The 20027-nt window shown below is 48.4% G+C and carries 15 protein-coding genes; 3 read left to right on the top strand and 12 right to left on the bottom strand.

Going from position 1 to position 20027, the window contains the following annotated elements:
* Positions 1 to 6 precede the first annotated feature (6 nt).
* Positions 7 to 1812: a vWA domain-containing protein gene (locus ACQ4MX_RS02405; RefSeq protein WP_431089139.1), complete on the bottom strand. Its 1806-nt coding sequence runs from the start codon at positions 1810 to 1812 to the stop codon at positions 7 to 9.
* A 445-nt stretch (positions 1813 to 2257) separates the two neighbouring features.
* On the opposite strand from ACQ4MX_RS02405, the gene ACQ4MX_RS02410 reads away from it, so the two are divergent.
* Entirely contained in the window at positions 2258 to 3175 is a 918-nt protein-coding gene (locus ACQ4MX_RS02410; protein WP_431089141.1) for a hypothetical protein, read from the top strand.
* A gap of 124 nt (positions 3176 to 3299) precedes the next feature.
* Here the strand turns inward: ACQ4MX_RS02410 and ACQ4MX_RS02415 are convergent, their stop codons facing one another.
* Positions 3300 to 6047: a PHB depolymerase family esterase gene (locus ACQ4MX_RS02415; RefSeq protein ID WP_431089142.1), complete on the bottom strand. Its 2748-nt coding sequence runs from the start codon at positions 6045 to 6047 to the stop codon at positions 3300 to 3302.
* 297 nt (positions 6048 to 6344) lie between these two features.
* On the opposite strand from ACQ4MX_RS02415, the gene ACQ4MX_RS02420 reads away from it, so the two are divergent.
* Positions 6345 to 6557: a hypothetical protein gene (locus ACQ4MX_RS02420; RefSeq protein WP_134909843.1), complete on the top strand. Its 213-nt coding sequence runs from the start codon at positions 6345 to 6347 to the stop codon at positions 6555 to 6557.
* Positions 6558 to 6672: 115 nt separating this feature from the next.
* Here the strand turns inward: ACQ4MX_RS02420 and ACQ4MX_RS02425 are convergent, their stop codons facing one another.
* The 3 genes from ACQ4MX_RS02425 to ACQ4MX_RS02435 form a co-directional block, all read right to left on the bottom strand.
* Positions 6673 to 7011 carry a hypothetical protein gene (locus ACQ4MX_RS02425; RefSeq protein WP_044645523.1) on the bottom strand — a complete coding sequence of 113 codons (339 nt, stop codon included), beginning with the start codon at positions 7009 to 7011 and terminating at the stop codon, positions 6673 to 6675.
* A gap of 131 nt (positions 7012 to 7142) precedes the next feature.
* Positions 7143 to 8279 carry a bifunctional cystathionine gamma-lyase/homocysteine desulfhydrase gene (locus tag ACQ4MX_RS02430; protein ID WP_431089143.1) on the bottom strand — a complete coding sequence of 379 codons (1137 nt, stop codon included), beginning with the start codon at positions 8277 to 8279 and terminating at the stop codon, positions 7143 to 7145.
* 1 nt (position 8280) lies between these two features.
* The gene (locus ACQ4MX_RS02435; RefSeq protein WP_134909849.1) at positions 8281 to 9204 is read right to left on the bottom strand and encodes a PLP-dependent cysteine synthase family protein; all 924 of its coding nucleotides are present in this window, start codon (positions 9202 to 9204) and stop codon (positions 8281 to 8283) included.
* Between the two features lie 250 nt (positions 9205 to 9454).
* Here ACQ4MX_RS02435 and ACQ4MX_RS02440 point away from each other — a divergent pair, with 250 nt between their 5' ends.
* Positions 9455 to 9817 (top strand): hypothetical protein, encoded by a 363-nt coding sequence (locus ACQ4MX_RS02440; RefSeq protein WP_431089145.1) that lies wholly within the window; start codon positions 9455 to 9457, stop codon positions 9815 to 9817.
* Between the two features lie 113 nt (positions 9818 to 9930).
* Here the strand turns inward: ACQ4MX_RS02440 and ACQ4MX_RS02445 are convergent, their stop codons facing one another.
* The 7 genes from ACQ4MX_RS02445 to ACQ4MX_RS02475 form a co-directional block, all read right to left on the bottom strand.
* Positions 9931 to 10230, bottom strand: coding sequence for a DUF6509 family protein (locus tag ACQ4MX_RS02445; protein ID WP_134909852.1), 300 nt, complete (start codon positions 10228 to 10230; stop codon positions 9931 to 9933).
* Positions 10224 to 12191, bottom strand: a complete 1968-nt coding sequence (locus ACQ4MX_RS02450; RefSeq protein WP_431089146.1) for an ATP-dependent DNA helicase — start codon at positions 12189 to 12191, stop codon at positions 10224 to 10226. Before ACQ4MX_RS02450 ends, ACQ4MX_RS02445 begins: the two co-directional genes overlap by 7 nt.
* 420 nt (positions 12192 to 12611) lie before the next feature.
* On the bottom strand, positions 12612 to 13130 hold the full coding sequence (locus ACQ4MX_RS02455; RefSeq protein ID WP_431089147.1) for an RDD family protein: 519 nt from the start codon (positions 13128 to 13130) through the stop codon (positions 12612 to 12614).
* A 411-nt stretch (positions 13131 to 13541) separates the two neighbouring features.
* Complete coding sequence (locus ACQ4MX_RS02460) at positions 13542 to 14663, bottom strand: glycoside hydrolase family 88 protein (RefSeq protein WP_431089148.1); 1122 nt, start codon at positions 14661 to 14663, stop codon at positions 13542 to 13544.
* A gap of 55 nt (positions 14664 to 14718) precedes the next feature.
* A complete protein-coding gene (locus ACQ4MX_RS02465; protein WP_431089150.1) occupies positions 14719 to 16641 on the bottom strand; it encodes a glycosyl hydrolase in 1923 nt (640 codons plus the stop codon).
* A 16-nt stretch (positions 16642 to 16657) separates the two neighbouring features.
* Positions 16658 to 18571, bottom strand: a complete 1914-nt coding sequence (locus ACQ4MX_RS02470; RefSeq protein ID WP_431089151.1) for a hypothetical protein — start codon at positions 18569 to 18571, stop codon at positions 16658 to 16660.
* A gap of 208 nt (positions 18572 to 18779) precedes the next feature.
* Positions 18780 to 19772 (bottom strand): cation diffusion facilitator family transporter, encoded by a 993-nt coding sequence (locus ACQ4MX_RS02475; protein WP_431089153.1) that lies wholly within the window; start codon positions 19770 to 19772, stop codon positions 18780 to 18782.
* Between the last annotated feature and the right edge of the window lie 255 nt (positions 19773 to 20027).

Below are 20027 nucleotides of genomic sequence, written 5' to 3' on the forward strand. Positions count from 1 at the left end.
GTTCATTTAGCTGTTTACTGAAATGAATTCCAGCAAAATGGTTTTGTCCACGCTTGCCAGTGGGATCGTCAGACGATCGCCGTTTTTCAGTTCAAGACCACTGCCTGCATCTACAGCGCGTCCGGATTTTTCAATCGTAATCTCCGGAGTGCTGCGCACAATGATACGGTCCTGATTGGCTGGCGTGAACACCACCTTATCGGTTCCGGCAAATTCCGGTGCCAGTTGCAGCAACTGGTGCAGATTGAATTTTCCCCGGAAGGTGTTCAGCTTTTTGTATTGCGGATACGTTTTTTCGCCGGTATTTTCGTCCCGAATCTCCAGAACGATTTGTCCGACAAAGCCGCGGTTGGCTTTTTTGACAGCCTTCCAGATAAAGTAAGCTGCAATCAGCAGAACGATCAGTCCCAGCCCCAACAGAATGAGGGGTAGCAGTTTGGACTTCTCGGCAGGTGCTGCCGGTGCCGTCGTAGTACCGTTATTCGTGCCACTGCCCGCCGCAGCCTTGGCACTGAGGGTCACAGGCTGGGTTTCACGGTAGAAGCTCTTTTCCTCAGCTCTGACGGTCAGTTCATAGTCATGCTCATCCGGTATCGTGTACGAGCCGGTAAAAGCGTCCCCCTCATTCTTCAACGGAACCTCATTCGTTGTACCGGAATCGAGGTCCTTGACCTTCAGAACTGCATTCATATTTGCATACAGTTCCTGATCCTGAAGCTGCTGATTGTTACTCGTCAGGTAGGAACGAATTTGGACTGCGTCACCTTTTTTGTAAGCTTTGGCAGGCGGTGCATCCAGTTTCAGTTCCAAATCATAGTTGAATACCAGATTAATATCAATCTGATCCTGCTGGACTCCCTTGACCTGAAGCTTCCAGTCGCCAGCCACAGGCTTGAGCAGCTTAATCAGCGAGTAGCTTTTCGACTTGGACAACAGTACATCACTTGAAGGAATTGGCTTGGTATTGCCCGACGGGTCTATCAGTCTCGCATCCACCGGCTTGGAGGACATAATCGAAATGTTAGCCTCCAGCACGCTATCGTTCGGTACAGTTACCGTAACGTCCTGATAGTTGCCGTTAGCCGTAATGGACTGCAAGGGAACAACCTTCAGCTTCAAATTGCTGGCGAAAATTTCACTCAAGATGTTCGGCAGATCATCCGCCGAGCTGGTAATAAAGGATTTACCGCCCGTTTGCTGCGCAATGTCTGCGAGCTTGTTTTTATTCAGTTTTCCGTCTGCATTCAAACCGATGGTGTAGATTGGAACGCCGCTATTTTTAGCTTCGGCCACAGCCTTCGCCATATCCTGATCCGACTGGCTTTCAGTTCTGCCCGTCGTTTTATTTAAATCGTTGTTACCATCGGCCAGCATGACGATCATAGGCGCATGTCCCGCTGTTTTGCCATCCTTCAAAATTCGGATCGCTTCCTTGACACCTACGGAGGTGTCAGTATACGCCCCCCGGTTCAGCCCGTCAATGAACGACTTCAGTTCCTGCTTGTCCGCTTCAGACGTAATATTAAGCAAAGCCTTCTCGCGTTGTACGACATCCGTATACGCTACAATGCCCACCTTGTCATTTTGCGTCGACAGCATATCAATAAACATTTTCATGGCTTCATTGCCAATTTTGCCTGGATCACTGGTGTTCATGGAATTACTCACATCGACGACCAGCACCGCATCCACCTTGGAGGCGGAGGTTGAAGCGGCATTCGCCGTCTGCGGCTGCCATGCCGAAATTGAGGTCATGATCATTGCACATATGATTCCGATGACCAAAAACCATTTTCTGTCTCTACTAAACATCGCCTGTACCCCTTTGCCGGTTAGTTCTCATTCTAAATTACAGTTGTACTCCCCTACTATTAAATTATAATGAGTTTTACATGAGAGCCAGCTGAAAATGATGCCCGAATAGCCTGAATACAGCCAAGAAGTCTATTATATCGCGGGATTTTACCAATATCCTGCAGTAATGATATAATTATACCCCAACGAGGGCAATTGGGCACCAGCCTTCTCCTTTATACGACAAAAATGACAGAAGCGAAACCCGCCCTTGTAAAATATCGCTGTAAAAATCTGAGCAGAAAGAGGAAGTACACTATGATCTCATACGGATGTTTGGCGATTTTGTTTCTTTTTGTCGCCATCAAATTAATCACTTACACTATACATAAAAAACGCGCTCCCTCGATTACGCAAATGAACACTGAGCTTCTAGCCCTGCTGAACCGGAGAAGTGATCGCAATGAGTAGTTCCAAGCAGCCTGTACAATTTCGTCCGTTTACCCACACCGAGCATGCGTACCAAAAGCTGCGGATCTGCAAACGATGCGGACAATTCACTGCCCTATGGGAGAAGGAATGTACGTCATGCGGTCGCGATGCACTGGTGCCTGTAGAGCAATATGCCAACCGCAAAGCCAAGCTTTATTTTCGCAAGGACCTCGCCTTCGGCATCGCTCTGCTGGCCGCCGCCGTCTTTTTCGGTCATTCAACCCAGCAAATGCTCCTGTGCGGTATCGTCGGCGCGCTTCTCCTGCTACCCTTGGTGCTTCTACAGCAGCGTATTCGTCCCTATGAGCAGCACAGGCAGCTTATACGCCTGTTCAGAGGCCGCATAGGGCAGATTAAAGAGGGCCTGAGCATCAATCATAAAAACGCGGTTGCCCTGCGACAGCTCAGCGAGCGTGTCTCCTATGAAATGCTGCGTGAGATTGCCGTACTCATTCACAACGACCGGATAAGGCTCCAACAAGTCGCCTTGCTGCAATCTTTTGTTCTCCGCAAGGATATGGAGCTAACGCTCGACCCTCTCCTGATCAAAAGCTTTGAACCGCTTATGGTCAGATATATCGGAGAGATTGCGAGATTAAATCGTGAGCTAATTAAGGATCGAACGTTCCGTTATGTCACCTTTTATGAGCGCCGCATTCTGGAAATGGCAGGAGGCGAGGATATTCTTGTCCGTGTTGCCAGCGCGGCAGTCCGTAAAAAGCGCTATGTGGTCACGCACGCCGGTTTTATTTCCAGATATGTGCGCAAACTGCCAAAGGAACGAGTCCAGCGTTTATATCATATCATTCAGGAGAATCCTTATGAACCCTTTGGCGATTTGGCCGATGAGGTCAAGATCGTATACCTGATGGAGCAGTATAAAAACTGATCTGTCCTAACACCCTTCTATATATGACGTCATTACCATGACAAAGCACTGCAATGAAGCAGCAAAAAAAACCGTCAGGATCGCCAGCGTGCCTCCGGACGGTTTTTTAGTTCTGGCTTTTGGATCAGCCTTGCAGCTTTTGCTGCGCTTGATTTATGGAAGTAAAATTAAAAGCACGTACACCCTTGCTGTCATACACGATAATATCCTTGTTCAAATACGGGTGCAGACCGTTAAAATAACCGGGCATAATCAGTCTGCGCGTGAACAGGTTTTTACCTAGCATACGGGAAGAATTTGTCGCCACAACAAGCATTTGTTGGCTTGTGGACCACGGGGCAGGCTGAATATACGAAAGACAATACTCGCCTGCCGTAAAATCGCCGTCCAGTATATACCCTTTTTCCGTACAGGTGATCTGTAAATGGGCTTGATGCCGCTGAAGCAGCTCATGTCTGGACAAGCCCGAGGTGATACAGATAACGTTACTGTCAGCCAACTCTTCCTCCGAAATTGCATGAGAAGCCACAACAGGGTAATGAACACCGATATACGGATTCCAGGTTGCTGTGCGTGGGCTGGCCAAAGCCTTTGCCGTCCGTTTTACCGCCTGCTCTTCTTCGGGTGTAGCATAGCTGGACGGAAGGACAATGTGCAGGCGCCCCATATAAACGTCGAGCACTCCCATACCATGGCCAGAAGGATTCCGACCTGCGCTTTTTAACCTGAACATTGCCGTTTCGTCATCCGTTTCTTTTCCAGAACTTCCATACGTTTCGCTACCCCGTTCAGCAATCAATCGATATTCAGGTGAGGGGCGTTTCCGCGACTCTATTTTAACAAAGCGAAAGCGGTTATATTCTAGTAAATCCAACACGAAAACCCGCGCTCCAATACGGACATGGACAAGCTCCAACGGTACGCTCTCATGTGAGAGGTGAATAATAAATTCATCGACGTGGACGGCTTTAACATCCAGTTCACCCGTTTTGCTCAATTCACCGTACAGTTCGGCGTATTCCTCGGTTTCATCCACTTGCGTCAGCTCCAGCCAATAAGCCCGGTTATGTCTCCCCCGTTCCGTTCGGTAGGCAATACGCTGAGGTACCGTCACTCTCTTCCATTGCATAAGCCAGCTCAGTACACCGTCCAAAAGCCTCAGTTCATGCGTGTCCCAATGGTTGGAATACCGTTCCACTACTCCTTTATAATGGTCGGATGAAAGGTCGGTTTCAGAAGCCGTATAAGCTTGCGCAAACAAGTAATCCTGATCTCCAGCCACATTGAATATGGGCATATTCAGTAAGTTCATCAGATGCTTCGGATGCGGTGCGCCAGCAATGACAGCAATAGCCGCAAAACGCGAAGGATACGCCTGTGCCATCGCCCAGGCTGCGTATGCGCCGTTAGAATAGCCCGTCAGATAGATTCGGTCTTCATCCACCCGGTACGCTTGCAGAATGACATCCAGCGCCTCCAGAAAAGCGGCTTCGCCAATGTAACTGCCCAGCGTAACTCCACGGCACGAAAAAGTGACGAATATCGCTTCTTCCTCCCAGCCCCGTCCAAAGCCCCGTTTCTGAAAATCCGGCAGACCCAGCTCATACCGTTTGCCCGGCATCAGGACGATCAGAGGATACTGCCGATCCGCCGAATAGTTTCGGGGAAGCTGTATCGTGTAGCGTTGAAGGCTGTTGTCCAAACGGGAGACAAAAAAGCCTTCGCCAATCCCGTCAGGGCACAAAAGGATGTTATCTTCCCGAGATGGATGCTGAGGTCGTTCCGTATATGCATGTGTGAAAATCCGTTTTAGCAGCTTGATATATTCCCGCACTATGCGATAATCCCAGATTTCAAAAGGGTCTTCCGGCAAAGCAGTTAATCTTTTCAGTTCCTCCAGCAAGCCTTCTGCCTGTAAATTCCTCGCAGAGCCAGGAGCATCTATATTATAAAAATGATTATACTGGTCGTACTCTTCTTGTAAGTCTTCCACAACCGCCGACAAAGGCCGCACAAGCATTGAGTACACAAAGTAATGCTCTCTTGCCTCATGGTCCTGATATGTAACCGTAAAATGCAGCATCCCCGTATTCCCAGTAACTTCCTCATTCCAGGCATATTGCCGCTCCTGCTCCCAAACCGCTTGAAACCGATCCAGCAGCGTTCCCTCATCATTCGTTACCTCGACCCATAATGACTGATCTACAGGAAGATCTATACGATCCTTGCGCAGCAAATAAAACGAGACCGGACTGTCTTCTCCCTCCCTGCCAGCGGGTTTCTCCACCTCCAGCCATGCCATATGAAAACGTATATTGCGCTCTACGAATTCCTGATGCAGTTCCTCCACATCTGGGCTATCGCACGTCTGAGTTCCACTGATCCGAATAGAGCGAGCTTCACCGGGAATAAAGGCTGCAACGACCACCACCGTATGATTACCTTCCTCCAAATACAAGCGCAAAGGACCGGATTCCGCATATACCAATATGCCGTCCACCCAAATTTGTCCTGTTCCTTCAAACGGTCTGAAAATAACTTCCTGTGCTGCCGCGCAGCGGAGATTCGAAACCAGCAAAAGCCTTTCTTGCTCAGTCAAGGGCGGAAAGACACCTAAATTCAATTCGGCGTTTCGAGGGTCCAGCTCAGTTAATAAGCGGCACGCTACCTTTCCTCCAGCCGAAAGCTCCAGTCCTTCTTCATTACAAGCCCTTTCCAAATCCCATTCCTCAGGGGTAAAATGATCAGACCATGCCCTACCCACACCGCAATTTTCCGGCAGCTTGACCGGACCGACTGCATAAGCAGACGTCATACGAACCGGATGATCCAACAGCACAGTTGTCGCTTTTTCCAGATGCGTGAACCTCATAACATTCCCCCTCCAGGTTTTTGTTTCCTCAGAGACGTCGCGATAATATTCCGTTAACATTCATTTTAACTATATAAAGCTATTCGTTATCACCTTTGCGTACTCCTTTCTTCCTCCCAAAAAAAGAGGCTATTCTTAAAAAACAAAAAAACGAAGAAAGCAGAGTGCTTAACTTCGTTATTGAAAATTTCTATACTCATAAACCTGTTTTTAGCTGTCATGATTATTGCTATCCCTACTAGGGTATAGTATGTTTAGGAAGAAGTTACTATTTCCAAATGATGAGGAGGGAAAACAATGGAAAAGATGTGTATGGAAATGATGATGACCATGTGTATGGAAGACATGATGGCTAAAATGAAAAGCATGAACATGTGCATGGAAAAAATGTCGGATATGGATATGATGGACATGAACATGGATATGATGATGACTAAAATGCAAGAATGCGACGAAATGATGACGATGATGATGAAAATGATGCGCGACATGAAACAAACTTCAAAATAATTTCTTTGTATTGAGCATTATTTTTTAACTGATTTTCGCGAATTCTTGGCATTGCAGTTACAACTGCATGCCTTTTTTTATCTAGTTTTGTTATATTTATTGGTATGCCGAACCCTTAATAATGTGCATATCTCGCTTGAATTTGCTTTTCTAACTTGATGCGCTCCAGCTTCAGTTCCCAAATCTGTTCGCTCCACGAATTTCTCTCTACCGAATTATTACTATTTCGTAAAAGATCAAACAACTCCAATAATCTATCGTTGATCTGGTCAAAATGCTGCCAAAGCGCATTGATTTCAGAATCTTTAGTCTCTCTGCCATTCTCCAGCAATTGATGCTGTAAGGCTTCTTTAAGCTCTTGCTGCCACTCTGTATCGTTTAATTGTTTCGCATAATTAAGTAGATCCAAATAGTCATCCACTTGCAGATAGCTATGTGTTTTTATCAGTTGCATATTGTCTCTCTCCTTATGATGCACCCTATTACCAAGTATTATACTCGGTTATCTAGGGAAATCAATACCTTCTTCCACATTTTCGAAAAAAAAGAGGCGGCCTCAGCCACCCCTTACTTTTCAAATGATTCTTAGCCTTGCAATGCCGCCTGTAAGTCTTCGATTAAATCCTCAAGATCTTCAATTCCTACTGAGATCCGCACCAGTCCTTCGGTAATTCCCAATTCTGCGCGGCGTTCTACCGGAATAGATGCATGTGTCATGCGTGCCGGAACACTAATCAGACTTTCAACCGCTCCCAAACTCTCAGCCAGCGTAAAATATTTCAGTTTTTTCAGTAGTGCAACCGCGTTAGCATCGCTACCTACATCAAAGGAAATAATGCCGCCAAAGCCTTCGGTCTGAGTTTTGGACAGCTCGTGCTGCGCGTGGCTTTCCAGTCCAGGATAGTACACTTTGCTAACCTTCGGATGTTTTTCCAAAAAGGCTGCAATTTCCTTCGCATTTTGCTCAATCGCTTCCATACGCAGACCCAATGTTTTAATACCGCGGATCAATAACCAGGAATCATGCGGGCCGAGAATAGCACCAATGGCGTTTTGCAGAAAATGAAGTTGCTCTCCCAGCTCGTCGCTGTTCACAACAGCCAGACCAGCTACAACATCGCTGTGGCCGCCCAAATATTTGGTAGCAGAGTGAATGACAATATCGGCTCCAAGCGTAAGTGGTGTCTGCCAATATGGCGTGGCAAATGTATTGTCCACGATCAGCAATAGGTCATGCTTTTTCACCAGCTCCGAAACCGTACGGATATCCGTAACTTTCAGCAGCGGATTCGTAGGCGTTTCTACATACAGTGCCTTTGTATTCGGACGGATCGCTTTGGAGATAGCCTCCAGGTCGGTCGTATCTACAAATGTAGCCTCAATGCCAATCCGGTTAAGCACCTTGCTTACAATACGGTATGTGCCCCCGTATACATCATCGGTCAGCAAAATATGATCTCCAGCATTAAACAGTGAAAATACCGCATGAATCGCCGCCATCCCCGAGCCGAAAGCAAAACCGCGTTTTCCTTCCTCCAGCTCCTTGATCAACTCTTCCAGTGCAAAGCGGGTCGGATTGCCTGTACGCGAATATTCGTAGCCTTTATGAACGCCGATTTCCTCTTGCTCATATGTGCTTACCTGATAAATAGGGACGTTAACTGCACCTGTATGCGGATCGGTAGGGAGGCCGCCGTGAATCAGCTTTGTTTTACGTTTCATTTTATATCCCGCCTTCATATATTTTTTTGCTCAGATAACGTTCACTGCTATCCGGGAAAATGGTGACGATATGTGCGCCATCCGCCGCGTTCTCTGCTTCCAGTAAAGCGGCATGTAATGCCGACCCGGAAGAACTGCCGACAAGAAGTCCTTCACGCGCTGCCAGCTCTTTGACACGGTCAAACGCATCGACGTCGCTAATCGTGTGAATGGCATTAAAATAACCCTTATCGATAAACTCAGGAATCAATTCCATGCCAATCCCTTCGGTTTTATGCGAACCCGATTCTCCGCCGTTCAAAATGGAACCTTCCGGCTCCACGATTACGGTTTTAATGGATGTATTTTGTTCCTTAAGGTAACGCGAGGTTCCCATAAAGGTTCCCCCCGAACCTGCTCCTGCTACAAATACATCTACTTTTCCGTCCAGATCGTTCCAAATTTCCGGTCCCATCGTCGTGTAATAAGCCTCTGGATTATCCGGATTGCTGAATTGACGCGGCAAATAAGCATCTTGAAATTCAGCAGCCAGCTCCTTCGTTTTCTCGATGGCTCCCTTCATCCCCTCACTTGTCGGGGTATGAACGATACGTGCTCCCAGCGCTTTCATCAGATCCTGCTTTTCTTGGCTGAACTTTTCAGGCACTGCAAAAATAACCGAGATATTATAATGGAGCGCTGCCATAGCAAGACCAATACCTGCGTTGCCTGCTGTGGCTTCAATTAAAGTTCCGCCAGGCTTCAACTGACCGGTTTTTAAGGCTTTTTCAATCAGAGCCTTGCCCACCCGGTCCTTCACGCTACCGCCGGGGTTCATAAACTCCAGCTTGGCGAACAGACGAATCCCCCTCGGCAGAGAATAGCTGTGCAGTTCTACTAGCGGCGTGCGCCCGATTAATTCCAGCGTATTATGATATACATTCATGATTTCAAGCTCCTTTTAATGACGAATCCTAATAAACCAATGGTCAAAAATACAGACCTATTGTCGGAGAAGTTCACTATCATCTCCGAGAAAACACAGTAATACGGTAAGTATTGACGCAATAAGATTTTATGTGTATTTAAAGTATTTGTCAAATGACATCCTTCACAACACCCACACCCTTGGTCTCCCTCCCCGATAAGATAGATGGTGTGTTACACAATGGCTATAATCATAAGGAGGATTTCATATGGGAAAGCAATTCATTAAAATAGCTGCTGTGTATTTTGCCCTCGGTGCGCTGCTTAATATGATTATTGGCGTGTCGGGCGATTACAGCCTGTCCAGCGTTCAGTCTCATATTCATTTGCTCGGTTGGATGGCTCTCGGAATGATAGGTTTGGTCTATGTCGCCTTTCCTGCGCTTTCGGTTACCGCACTGGCACGCGCCCATTTTTGGCTGCATAATATCGGCCTTCCGTTATTAGTATTAGCGATTGCAGGGAAACAGTATAGGGTGCCTGATATTAGAATTTTGATCATCATAGGGTGGGTACTACTGGCGGCCGGGGTTGTGCTGTTTATGGTGAATGTGTGGGACAAACTGCGCTGAGACAGACGAATATTTCTGGAATGAGCATGAAAAAAGGAGCCTGATCAATTACATCAGGACTCCTTTACATACTTCGTTATACGGGGGCTATCACACCCAAGCGTTCTATTTGGTTACTTTACGGCTCCGTCCTGCACATGCTCTTTGCAGAAGCTCTCAACAGCCTGCAACTCATCCTCTTCCAATTCAAGCTCGATGTAACGGTTCGTTACTTTTTCAATCAGCTCGTATTTCAATATTCCTGTTTTCTCTTCATCTACTAAATAAAGGGTGCGAATATACAGCCCGTTTTCGGTGTAGAGCTCGTCGTCCTCTTCAACCTCTACATCAATTATAAATTCATAACGCTGCCCACTCAAAATACCAAAAGCGTCTTTAATCTGATCTACCGTGTACGATGTAAAATTTAACATGTCTTCATTCCCTCCGGATTTCCTTCGATTACAGTGCATTCTACGCCCGCAGGCAGTAGTTGTAAAACCTGTGTACGTACTTCTTGGCGGTTCAGATCCTGGCCCATGATGGAGATCCAGCCCCGATCATTTCGCGAGCGAATTAATCGCCCGATGCCTTGTCTGAGTCTGAGCGCCATGTGAGGCATATCTATTTCCATAAACGGATCTGTCGCATCCTTGCGCAGTGCCGTAAAAACCGGATCATTCGGAGGAAAAGGCAGCGACCAGATAATGACGTGCGACAGGGACGGGCCCGGAATATCCAGTCCTTCCCATAACGTAACAGCACACAAGACGCTTTCCTCATCATTTTGGAAAGATGAGATCAGATGGCTGATTTCAGCCGATCCTTCATATAGAAAACGAAAAGCAGACGCTTCACGGTAAGCCGCGAGACCCGTTCTGAATGCAACCAGCTCCTCCTGTGATGGAAACAGGATAAGCGCTCTTCCCTGCGATTTCTCCAGCAGGGCCAACGCTCTCTGGATTGGATCATGCCCCACCTGCAATGGATACAAGGCCGCTTGCATCTGGTCGTTGTAATCATACGGTGATGCAACGGAAAACGTGAGCGGATTCTCAATACCTAGACTTTGCGCCATATAATCAAAGGAGTTCTCCACGGAAAGTGTGGCTGAGGAGAATACAATCGGTATATGCTGTGCAAATACCCGTTCTTTGAGAATCTCTTTTACCATCTTGGGCATAACCACAAGCGTTAATCCATCCTGATCCTCTATTACCCACGAAATCAGGAGTTCCGGGCGCTTAAACAAGGCCAACGCCGTCTGAATCATTTCCAGATGTTCTTCCACGATTTTGACCTGGTACTCATCCAGAGAGAATAACCCGCTTTCAAATACAAGCTCTTCTTCAATCGTGCCGATCAGATCGCCAAAGCGGTTTACCTCTCGAATCAGCGACTCACTCAAGGTAAACTCCTTGCGATTAGAACCCTGTACAGGCTGACTGTTCTCATCGAGCGCAGCGAACAAAACCTCACTTTGGGTTATCGCATCTTCAATCGTCATTGCCAGCGATTCTCGCACTTCCCCCTCTAGCAGACGGGTAATAATGGCCTCGAATTGAGCGTGCTTCAGCTTATAAGTGAGTGCATTCTGCGCCGCTGTCTCCAGCAGATGCCCTTCGTCAAAGACGACAGAGCTGTGCTCCGGCAGTAATGGCAGCTGGCCCTCACGCTTTCTCGCCTCATAGGTCCATACATGCTCCATATAAAAGTCATGAGAGCAAATAACCAGATCTGCCGCTTTGCGATAATGATCGCGGGACAACGTCTGTCCACAACGATGCCGCTGATGGCAAACGAGACAATCTTGAAATACATCCCAGCCCAGTCTGCTCCACTGTCCGTCCGTTAGCTCGGGATACTCTTTGCGGTTCCCGTAAGGGGTAAAGGCCTGTAGCGTATCCGGAAAATGGACAAAATCCGGCAGATCCTGATAGATATCACGGAACACATCCGCGTCATCATCCAATCCGCTTCGTACATTATCCAGCTTGTTCAGACAAATATACTGATCCGGCGACTTACCCAGTCGGGCATCAATCGTCAGGCTCAAATGCCGCGCCAGCTTGGCGATATCTCCCTCCGGCTTCACCAGTTGTTCAATCAGCGACTCGTCCGCACAGGCGATAATCGCGGGCTTTCTCATGTACCGGGCATATGCAATAGCGTACAGGAGGTACACCAGCGTTTTGCCTGTGCCCACACCTGCTTCCGCGAAAATCGTTTTCTTTTCCTTATAGGCACGTTCCAACTGGAATGCCATATAAATTTGTTCATCCCGAACCTCAAAGCCGACTTCAGGCAAAACTTCATAAAATACATCCGCAATCCAGTCACTTGCCTGCTCAATAAACGGCTTGGACGGATCAAAGGCAAAAGGATAAGTAGTCAATCGGGCTGTGCCTCCAATTCGTTCATAATGTGCATCCTTTCATTATAACGCAAAACAAGCTAAAAAGAACATGGAAACTGTGCGAACAGCTTACATTTTTTTATTTCGACGTGAAAAGGAAGAGATTTCTCTGTAAAAGAAAGGGCATGGGTGGTCGGCTGTGTGAAGGCGATGCGCGTAGGATTTGATCTTACGATCGCTGTTGCCGTGGGATTCTTGGATTGTCTAAACCTTTTTAAGATTAGAATTTTGTGCCAGAGAGCTAATAGAGAGATAGGAACCAAGGAAAGTTTCCCTGGCAAAATGTAAAACAAAGAAACCGGCTAATGCTTCTCAGGCAACTAGCTGGTCTCTTGTTTACTTTTGCTTCATCAAATCCGGAATTTGTCCCAGGAATCGTTTTCCAAATTTCGCTGTTCATCAATTCATGATATTCGTAGATACCGGGGATAAAGACGGATGCTGTTCATGTCGTTGCAGCTCTTTTTTATTCACAACCAAGGTTTTGGCACAAAGATCGTGTAGTCCCTGTTTTTTTGCAGTAAAAGCAACAACGATGTAAATAATATGAACAAATACACCAGAAGTAGCTTTAATCCAATAACGCCCGGAGGCGTGCATGAATCCAAGACGCTTTCCTTCCTCGTTCACGACAATTAGAGAAAACGCAAGCTTGCCTGGTGTTGCTTGAGCATTCGATGACTCCCACAACACACAATACAGCCACGGCACTATAAGCCATAGGATCAGCGGCCACAACATATGTAATGCTTTTATGAAGCCAACCTCCTCCATGTCTAGAAGGACTGGAATTATGGAAAATATTCCCGCTACTAAAAGAGCCATTACAGTTACAATGATCAGATCAATCACAAACGCAGCCGTCCTTTTCCAAAACCCTCCGTATATCTGTTTTTCACTATCGTTCGTTGTTTCCATGGTGATGCATAACTCCTTTTTAAATGAGATTTAAAACCCAATTTATCCCTTTATCCAAGAAGTTATCATACGGATGCCTACCCCATTTGTCAATTTACGAATAAATTTTCATAAATAAGCAACAGGACCTATATCCATGCATTAAAATGAAAAATTTTATAAGAGCTAAGAGCTTATCTTTAATATTTTCCCTCTGATTTAGTATGAGCTAAACAAAGCTATCCCCTCTCTTCTACTAGAAGTAGTTCTTTAGCATCGAATTGCAATCAGCTATTTCGGTTATAAAAAACAGCGTATATGTAATTGAAGATTACACACACGCTGCCTTCATCGGCCCTACAAGGCACCTACGCAAATAATAGTCCGGCCTGCCGTAGATTTTCCGCATCCCGATTCCCCGATAATCCCGAATTACACACTAAACAAGCCTTCTTCTCCACGCAGTTTTGCCAGTGCCTCGACAAAGAAATAATCGCCGTAGATGATGGGAACGTTAATGTATTTTTGCTCGGGATAATGTACAGTTCCATTCATGAGCAGTCCCTCATGATCCTGCTCCCATGCTGTACATGTCTCATGCAAGCCCTTGAGAATGGATTCTGCTGCCGTCGTAAAATGCTCCGCACGCGTCGAATATTTTGCCAGCTCCAGCAGACCACTCGCCGCAATAGCCGCAGCAGATGAATCCCAAGCTTCACGGTGCCCCTCCTCCGCTCTAAAATCCCACACAGGCAGGCAAGCATCGCCCAGTTGGGACAGGAAAAAGTCTGCCGTGTTCTCGGCTACCTTCAAATAACGCGAATCGCGCGTGTACCCGTACGAAAGCGTAAAACCGTACAAAGCCCATGCAGTGCCACGTGCCCAGGCAGAGCCGGGTGCAAATCCCTGTCCGCCGTGCTCGGCGCGTTTTTTTCCAATCTCCGGGTCGAACTCGACCACATGCGCAATCGAACCGTCAGCACGTACAAACTCACGCGCTACGGTATCGGCATGCTGTACAGCCAGAGCGGCAAAACGCGGGTCCCCGCTTTCCTGCGAAGCCCAATAGAGTAAGGGCAGATTCATCATACAGTCTATAATCGCTACGCCCCGCGTATCCATGTCCTTGGCGTGGAAATTCCACGCGCGAATAAAACGGCCATTCACGTTAAAACGCGCAGCCAGCAGGTTAGCGGCTAACAGCCCACGTCTTCTGGATTCTGGATCTCCAGTCAACCGATGGGCTGCCACACCGCTCAACAGCCAAATAAAGCCAAGATCATGGTCTACGGCTTCACTGTTGTAGAGCACCTTTTCCAGACGATCCTCGCACTGCTGTGCAATGCTGGCAGCTCCGCTGTCAGGACGTGCCCGATTTACCAGCCACAGCAAACCCGGATAAAAGCCTGCCGTCCACCACTCTTCCTCACGATGATCATAACGTCCACCTTCTGCAACATGTGGAAAGGCGTTCCCCAGTCTTGCCGCCAAGGCAAGCGTTTTATCCAAAGCCAGCTCCCACGATTGTTCCAGCCATGCTTCCGTTTCAGTCATTGCTCTTCACTCTCCCTTTTCCACATGTTAAAAACTCTATTGTTCCGGCCCTTATTTATGCTGGCAAATGAATGATAAAAGAAATATGGCTACCCTCGCATTCCAGACGTGCTCCCTTGAGCAAACCATTCCGACAGGCCACAGAAGCCAGTTCTTCTGGCCACACGACATTCGTTCCTTTCGTTGCTGGAATAACCTCCAGACTCGCACCTGCATATTCCACCCGAATACTTTCCTTTTCTTCACCTGACGACATGACATGGTGAATGACACTGCGTTCCTGGCCGTCATACGCCATTAAAGGAATAAGTGCCCCCACAGCCTGAATATTGCCTTGAAGCTCATATGTCACTTCAATTTTGCCGGGTACCTGCCGATATTGCGTTCGAATTTCCCACACGCCCGGAAACGGACCCTTCCACAACAACGTAAAATCAGTCTCTCCATCAGATGTGGTGCTTTGCTCCATCTGTACCGATCCCCCACCGTCCAACGGATCAATACCTCCATCTCGGTCGAACTCCAGCGTGCCGGGAATGCCTTCCGACAGGCTGTGCCATTTCCCATCCTCCGTTTGCCAGGCCGGGGTATAGCTGAGCGGGAAAATTTCCCCTTCCGCAAAGCCTGTAAAGCCACGGTCTGCATGCCCTGCCGAGGACGGACCGATGAGCGGAGGCAACGTGGAACGCTGAATACGCACAATGCCAGGAATATTGTACGGGTCATTGACCGATGTCTGCACAAGCATTTGCTGCCCATCTACGGTCGCAACGACGGTCTGGAACCAGCCGTCCGTTTCCAGCACTCGGCTGCCGATTTCCGCCGGAATTGAGCATGGTGAAATGCGCTCCAAATCTGCTCCGTGCAGAAGTGTATAAGCCAGTGCAGCAGCCGTCCACAGGCTGTAGCAGGTATGGTTCGAATACACCTCGAAGCCATGCCGCGCCTCGGACGAATAATGGTTGCGGACGATATGCAGCTTGCCTTCGTCGGTCTGCCAGCGGCCAATTGCCTGCCAGCACAGATCCGCTGCCCGCTGGAATGCGCCTGCCAGCCCATGCTCGCCCGCTGCAAAAGCCTGCTGCGCATGTGTCGTGAAAACGAAGGCCGCCGCCGCTTCATTCCACTGATGCTGCGCGCTTCTTCCACGCGGCGGAATTTCCCCGTGTGGGGATAACGCCAGCAACGAACTGAGCGCCCCCTTGCGAAGATGGCCGCGCAGCTCAGGGGCACACCCGCCATCATATCCCGCCTCCAGCATCACGCCCAGATGAAAGCGTGTGACGATATCGTAGGCAAACGGGCTATTGGGCCGGTCCAGCGGACCATCCTGATACAATCCCAATCCGGTAAATCGAGGCAAATGATAACTACGGATATACGTCTCCATCCATTCCGAATCCGCGGCAATTCCTTCCGCCGCACGCATAAACTCACCGGACATCATAATTGCGTTCCAGTTGATCATACGATTCGGATTTTTCATTTTGCTCATCGTAAAAATGTAGGTATCTTCCGGCTGAATCTGGCTCAACTGCTGCTTCCATGCTGTGGCCTGCTCTGGCAGCAGGTTTTTGAGCAGCCGATACGCCCCCATTATCATGATCGGAAAAAAGTCCGGATGGTGATCCGGGGCCCTTTCCTCCACCACACATGCTATGCTGTGTGTTAGAGCCGCAGCAGCGGATTCGAGCAAGTCATGCCGACCTTCTTTGACCAGTACCGCCGCTGCCAAAGCATAGGATGGAGTCGAGTAATACCGTTCACTATCAGAATGAGGGTCGATAATGGCCCCATTTTCATCCTGATGCGGAGTATAAGCACGAACCAGCTTTTCCAGCATGGCAAGCTTACGTTGGTGAGTCCAGCCGTCCTCCACTCGATTCAGCCCGTTTTCCAACTGTTCATCCAACTGCACTATAAATTCCTCCAGCTCCGTCTGCCAAGGATACACGCTGCCTGTATGCAGCTTATTCATCCTGTCTGCCTCCCATTCAAAATGAAGATTGATTTATGGTAAAAAATAGCTCGCAATCCACGCTTGTAGTGCCGCCACAGCGATCCGGGACCAGGCTTAACGATGTTTTGTAAAACACAAACGGTACCCCGTCATGATCCATATGCTGCACAGCCTCTACCTCCATACACAGCAACCTGGCATCATAATCCAGCCTGACCAATGTATTCGCTCCCTTCCATTCCACGAAGCCCGTGCCCGTGTAAGGCTGAATACGGCTGATCAAGTTCTCTTGCACATCCCACGGCTGTATGCTCCCGTCGGAAGACACTACAAACTCAAAATGATCTGTGACGGTAAGCCTCGCCCCCTCGTTTCCCTCCAATACATTCCAGACAAATGAGCGGGTGAACAGCGCCAATTCTTCTACGGGATACGCAGATGTCAAATCCAGCTTCAGCCTCGCCCCCGCCAATACCGCCCCTTGCTCTTCCAAGGCAATATCCAGCACAACCGCCTGCGCCTCCGCACCTGATTGCTGCATGGTCCCGTTAATGACAGGCACAGAATGACCACCGGAAGAAATGTTGGTGATCGACTCTCGCCCCGGTGAGAAATAGGCTTTCGTATATAAGCCGGCTCCCAGATCACACAGCAGATTTTCACCACCGCCATGAAGGATAAAATGTCCCAGATCATTATGATTGTGCGGTTCATCGTTATGTCCACCCTTAGATGAAAAGGCAAATATCGTGCCCTGTTCAACTGTCGGGATTCCAGATATGCTGTGGCTGTGACTGCGGCACACCAACCACCCGAGTTGTGGCAAATAATCGACTACAGCCTCACTGTTCCCAAAGGCCAAAGGATCCGTCCAGACCAGATTGCGGAATACATGCGCCCAACGACGGCAAGGGTCCTCCAGCAGACCCGGTACGCGGAAAGGCAGTGTGGACGGTCGTCCCTGCAAAGCATTCACACGAGAGATGAGTCCGGAAGGAACACATTCGGTTTCGCTGCTGTCCGAATAATTGGCGAAAACGCCGTCCGATAAATGAACCCGCTCCGCAAAGGCCGCTATTTGCCTAATCTTTTCCGAGCTGAGGATATCCACAGCACCTTCGGTAAGCTCACCCAGCATATCGGCAAAATAAATAAAATAGCCGAAGCCGTACACCCAGTAGCCGACACCCTCGGGACAGCCGCCGTCCTCTTTGTACCCTGCAAGAAAGCAATCCAGCGCACCTAGCATTTTCTCAATAGCCGCAGCTTGGCGCGGATTATCTTCTGATAACAGCAACACGGCGATTCCACAGCCGGAAGCGCATACAGCCGCCCAGTTGTGATCCGCTGTTTCCCATGGAAAGTGACGCGGCTCCCAAAATACAGGTTCTACAACACGCCGTTCTACCTCACCGCGCACCTGAGCGACCACATGGCTATCCAGTTGCTCGCCGAGCAGCAGTATGATTTCAGCCAGCGTTTGCGCGGTTTCGGAAGCGAATAAATCCACCTGCTGCCAGGGCGGCGTGACCGTATCCTCTTCCCTGACATGTGCAGGAAGTGCCCATGTATACTCCCTACAGATGTCCAGCAGACCGCGTTCCACCTCTTTGATCCGCCAAGGATCTGGCTCGGCAACGGCTGCCAGCACGAGGGCAACCAGTCGTCCACGCCGTTCAAAGTACACATCCTCATACGGCTTGCGCTCCCCTGTATTCGCAAATTGCCTGAACAGAGTCAACGGAAGCGTCGGCCATGATGTTTCCCGGTTATTCTCACAGACACGCTCAATATCCTTCCAAAGCCCGGTATATATCGGCTCAGAGACAGTGGCCCGCAGCCTTTTTGTCCACTCACGCCTTAACCGTCGCCTTGCTGCATTCTGCGAGCCGCCAGCCAGCACCGTGACGAGCCGCGAAGCAGGCCAAGCCTCCTTCAGAAGACTCATTTGTATTTCCTCCCCATGAGACACATTCATTTCGGCTTCTTTTTTGTTAACGCTTTCATTGTATCTAACAATCACCCTAAATTCAAAGGGGTAGAAAAACAATACCGCAAAACACAAAAGAACCTCCACGCCACGTTGCTGTAGTCATGGAAGTTCTTGTTCTACTCTTTTGCCAGACTGAGTCCAGATTGGCCTGGATTTATCGTTTCTAGACCTTTGGCTTTTCTGGTTTCCAGTTTTTAATTCCGTCATCCTCCAGAATACCAAGCGCGGCGTCTGAGATATTAGGATCACGTAACAAAGCATCCTCGACTCTGAATTTGATATCGTCCGCATCTGCCAGTGTCATTCCCGGTGTAAGCTCGATCAGCCCTTCTACGTGATAATAGCGTCCCTCCTGCAAAATACGCATTTGGTAAATATCCGTCACATGCGTATCTGCAAGAATAATGGAAGCCACGTGTTCTTCGATATCAGGGGGAGCAGATACCCCAATCAAGCCCACCATATTGTCGTAGCCGACCCGAAACGCAACGCCTACCATAAGACAGCCGATGAGAATACTCGATATTCCGTCAAGCAGTTTAAAATCTGTCAGCGAGGTGACCACAACAGCCAGCAGAGCAAGCACACCACCCGTTGTTGCTACCAGATCCTCATAAAATACCAGACGAGTTGGCGGTGCAGCACGTCCCACATTGCGAAACGCAGAGGTGAAAATGCCGAACCCTTTCGCCTCAACTCTGGATTCATGCAGCACTTCCTTCATCGCTTTGCTCCATACAAAACCGTCAACCACCAGAGACAAAATCAGGACCACCACATTAATCCAAAATCCATGCGTGGATTCAGCCGGATGCTGCAACAAATGGATGCCTTCCAACGCGGTTTCATAGGCCATGATCGTTACGACAATAACAGCGACCATACAAAACAGGTTAATCACCCGTCCAAAACCGGTAGGAAAGCGCTTTGTCGGCTTTTTCTCTGCCAGCACGCTGCCCGCGAATACAAACACCTGGTTCACCGCATCTGCAATCGAATGCATCATCGTGGCAAACATGGAACCGCTGCCTGTCAGGGCAAAAGCAATCCCCTTAATTAGCGCAATGCCGGTATTACCCAGCGCCGCCGAGCCCGAGGATTTGTTCCCCTTTTTCACCAGACTCCAAAATGAATCCTTTTTCTGCTGCTCAACCATCCTGTAGCTTTCCTCCTGAGGGATACATAATCTGATATCGCCACATTATGTAATCTTTTGTTATGTATTATTTTTAACCCGTCCATATTTTACCTAACCATCCGGGGAGAATCAATACAAACTATAATATATTCCTCCAGAGAGCTCTTTGTCTGGGTGGTATGGATTAGGCAACATCAGTTATCTTAATCCTAAGTGATACGAAATGGCTTATGACGTGTTTGCCAGCTAAAAAAACATGCTCCTCAGAATTTG

Origin of the sequence: Paenibacillus sp. 8b26 (assembly GCF_050626875.1) — a bacterium.
Taxonomy (GTDB): Bacteria; Bacillota; Bacilli; order Paenibacillales; family Paenibacillaceae; genus Paenibacillus.

Bases quoted from the DNA above. Each gene is read 5' to 3' on its own strand.
- ACQ4MX_RS02405 (WP_431089139.1), bottom strand. From the start codon at position 1,812: ATGTTTAGTAGAGACAGAAAATGGTTTTTGGTCATCGGAATCATATGT.
- ACQ4MX_RS02410 (WP_431089141.1), top strand. From the start codon at position 2,258: ATGAGTAGTTCCAAGCAGCCTGTACAATTTCGTCCGTTTACCCACACC.
- ACQ4MX_RS02415 (WP_431089142.1), bottom strand. From the start codon at position 6,047: ATGAGGTTCACGCATCTGGAAAAAGCGACAACTGTGCTGTTGGATCAT.
- ACQ4MX_RS02420 (WP_134909843.1), top strand. From the start codon at position 6,345: ATGGAAAAGATGTGTATGGAAATGATGATGACCATGTGTATGGAAGAC.
- ACQ4MX_RS02425 (WP_044645523.1), bottom strand. From the start codon at position 7,011: ATGCAACTGATAAAAACACATAGCTATCTGCAAGTGGATGACTATTTG.
- ACQ4MX_RS02430 (WP_431089143.1), bottom strand. From the start codon at position 8,279: ATGAAACGTAAAACAAAGCTGATTCACGGCGGCCTCCCTACCGATCCG.
- ACQ4MX_RS02435 (WP_134909849.1), bottom strand. From the start codon at position 9,204: ATGAATGTATATCATAATACGCTGGAATTAATCGGGCGCACGCCGCTA.
- ACQ4MX_RS02440 (WP_431089145.1), top strand. From the start codon at position 9,455: ATGGGAAAGCAATTCATTAAAATAGCTGCTGTGTATTTTGCCCTCGGT.
- ACQ4MX_RS02445 (WP_134909852.1), bottom strand. From the start codon at position 10,230: ATGTTAAATTTTACATCGTACACGGTAGATCAGATTAAAGACGCTTTT.
- ACQ4MX_RS02455 (WP_431089147.1), bottom strand. From the start codon at position 13,130: ATGGAAACAACGAACGATAGTGAAAAACAGATATACGGAGGGTTTTGG.
- ACQ4MX_RS02460 (WP_431089148.1), bottom strand. From the start codon at position 14,663: ATGACTGAAACGGAAGCATGGCTGGAACAATCGTGGGAGCTGGCTTTG.
- ACQ4MX_RS02465 (WP_431089150.1), bottom strand. From the start codon at position 16,641: ATGAATAAGCTGCATACAGGCAGCGTGTATCCTTGGCAGACGGAGCTG.
- ACQ4MX_RS02470 (WP_431089151.1), bottom strand. From the start codon at position 18,571: ATGAGTCTTCTGAAGGAGGCTTGGCCTGCTTCGCGGCTCGTCACGGTG.
- ACQ4MX_RS02475 (WP_431089153.1), bottom strand. From the start codon at position 19,772: ATGGTTGAGCAGCAGAAAAAGGATTCATTTTGGAGTCTGGTGAAAAAG.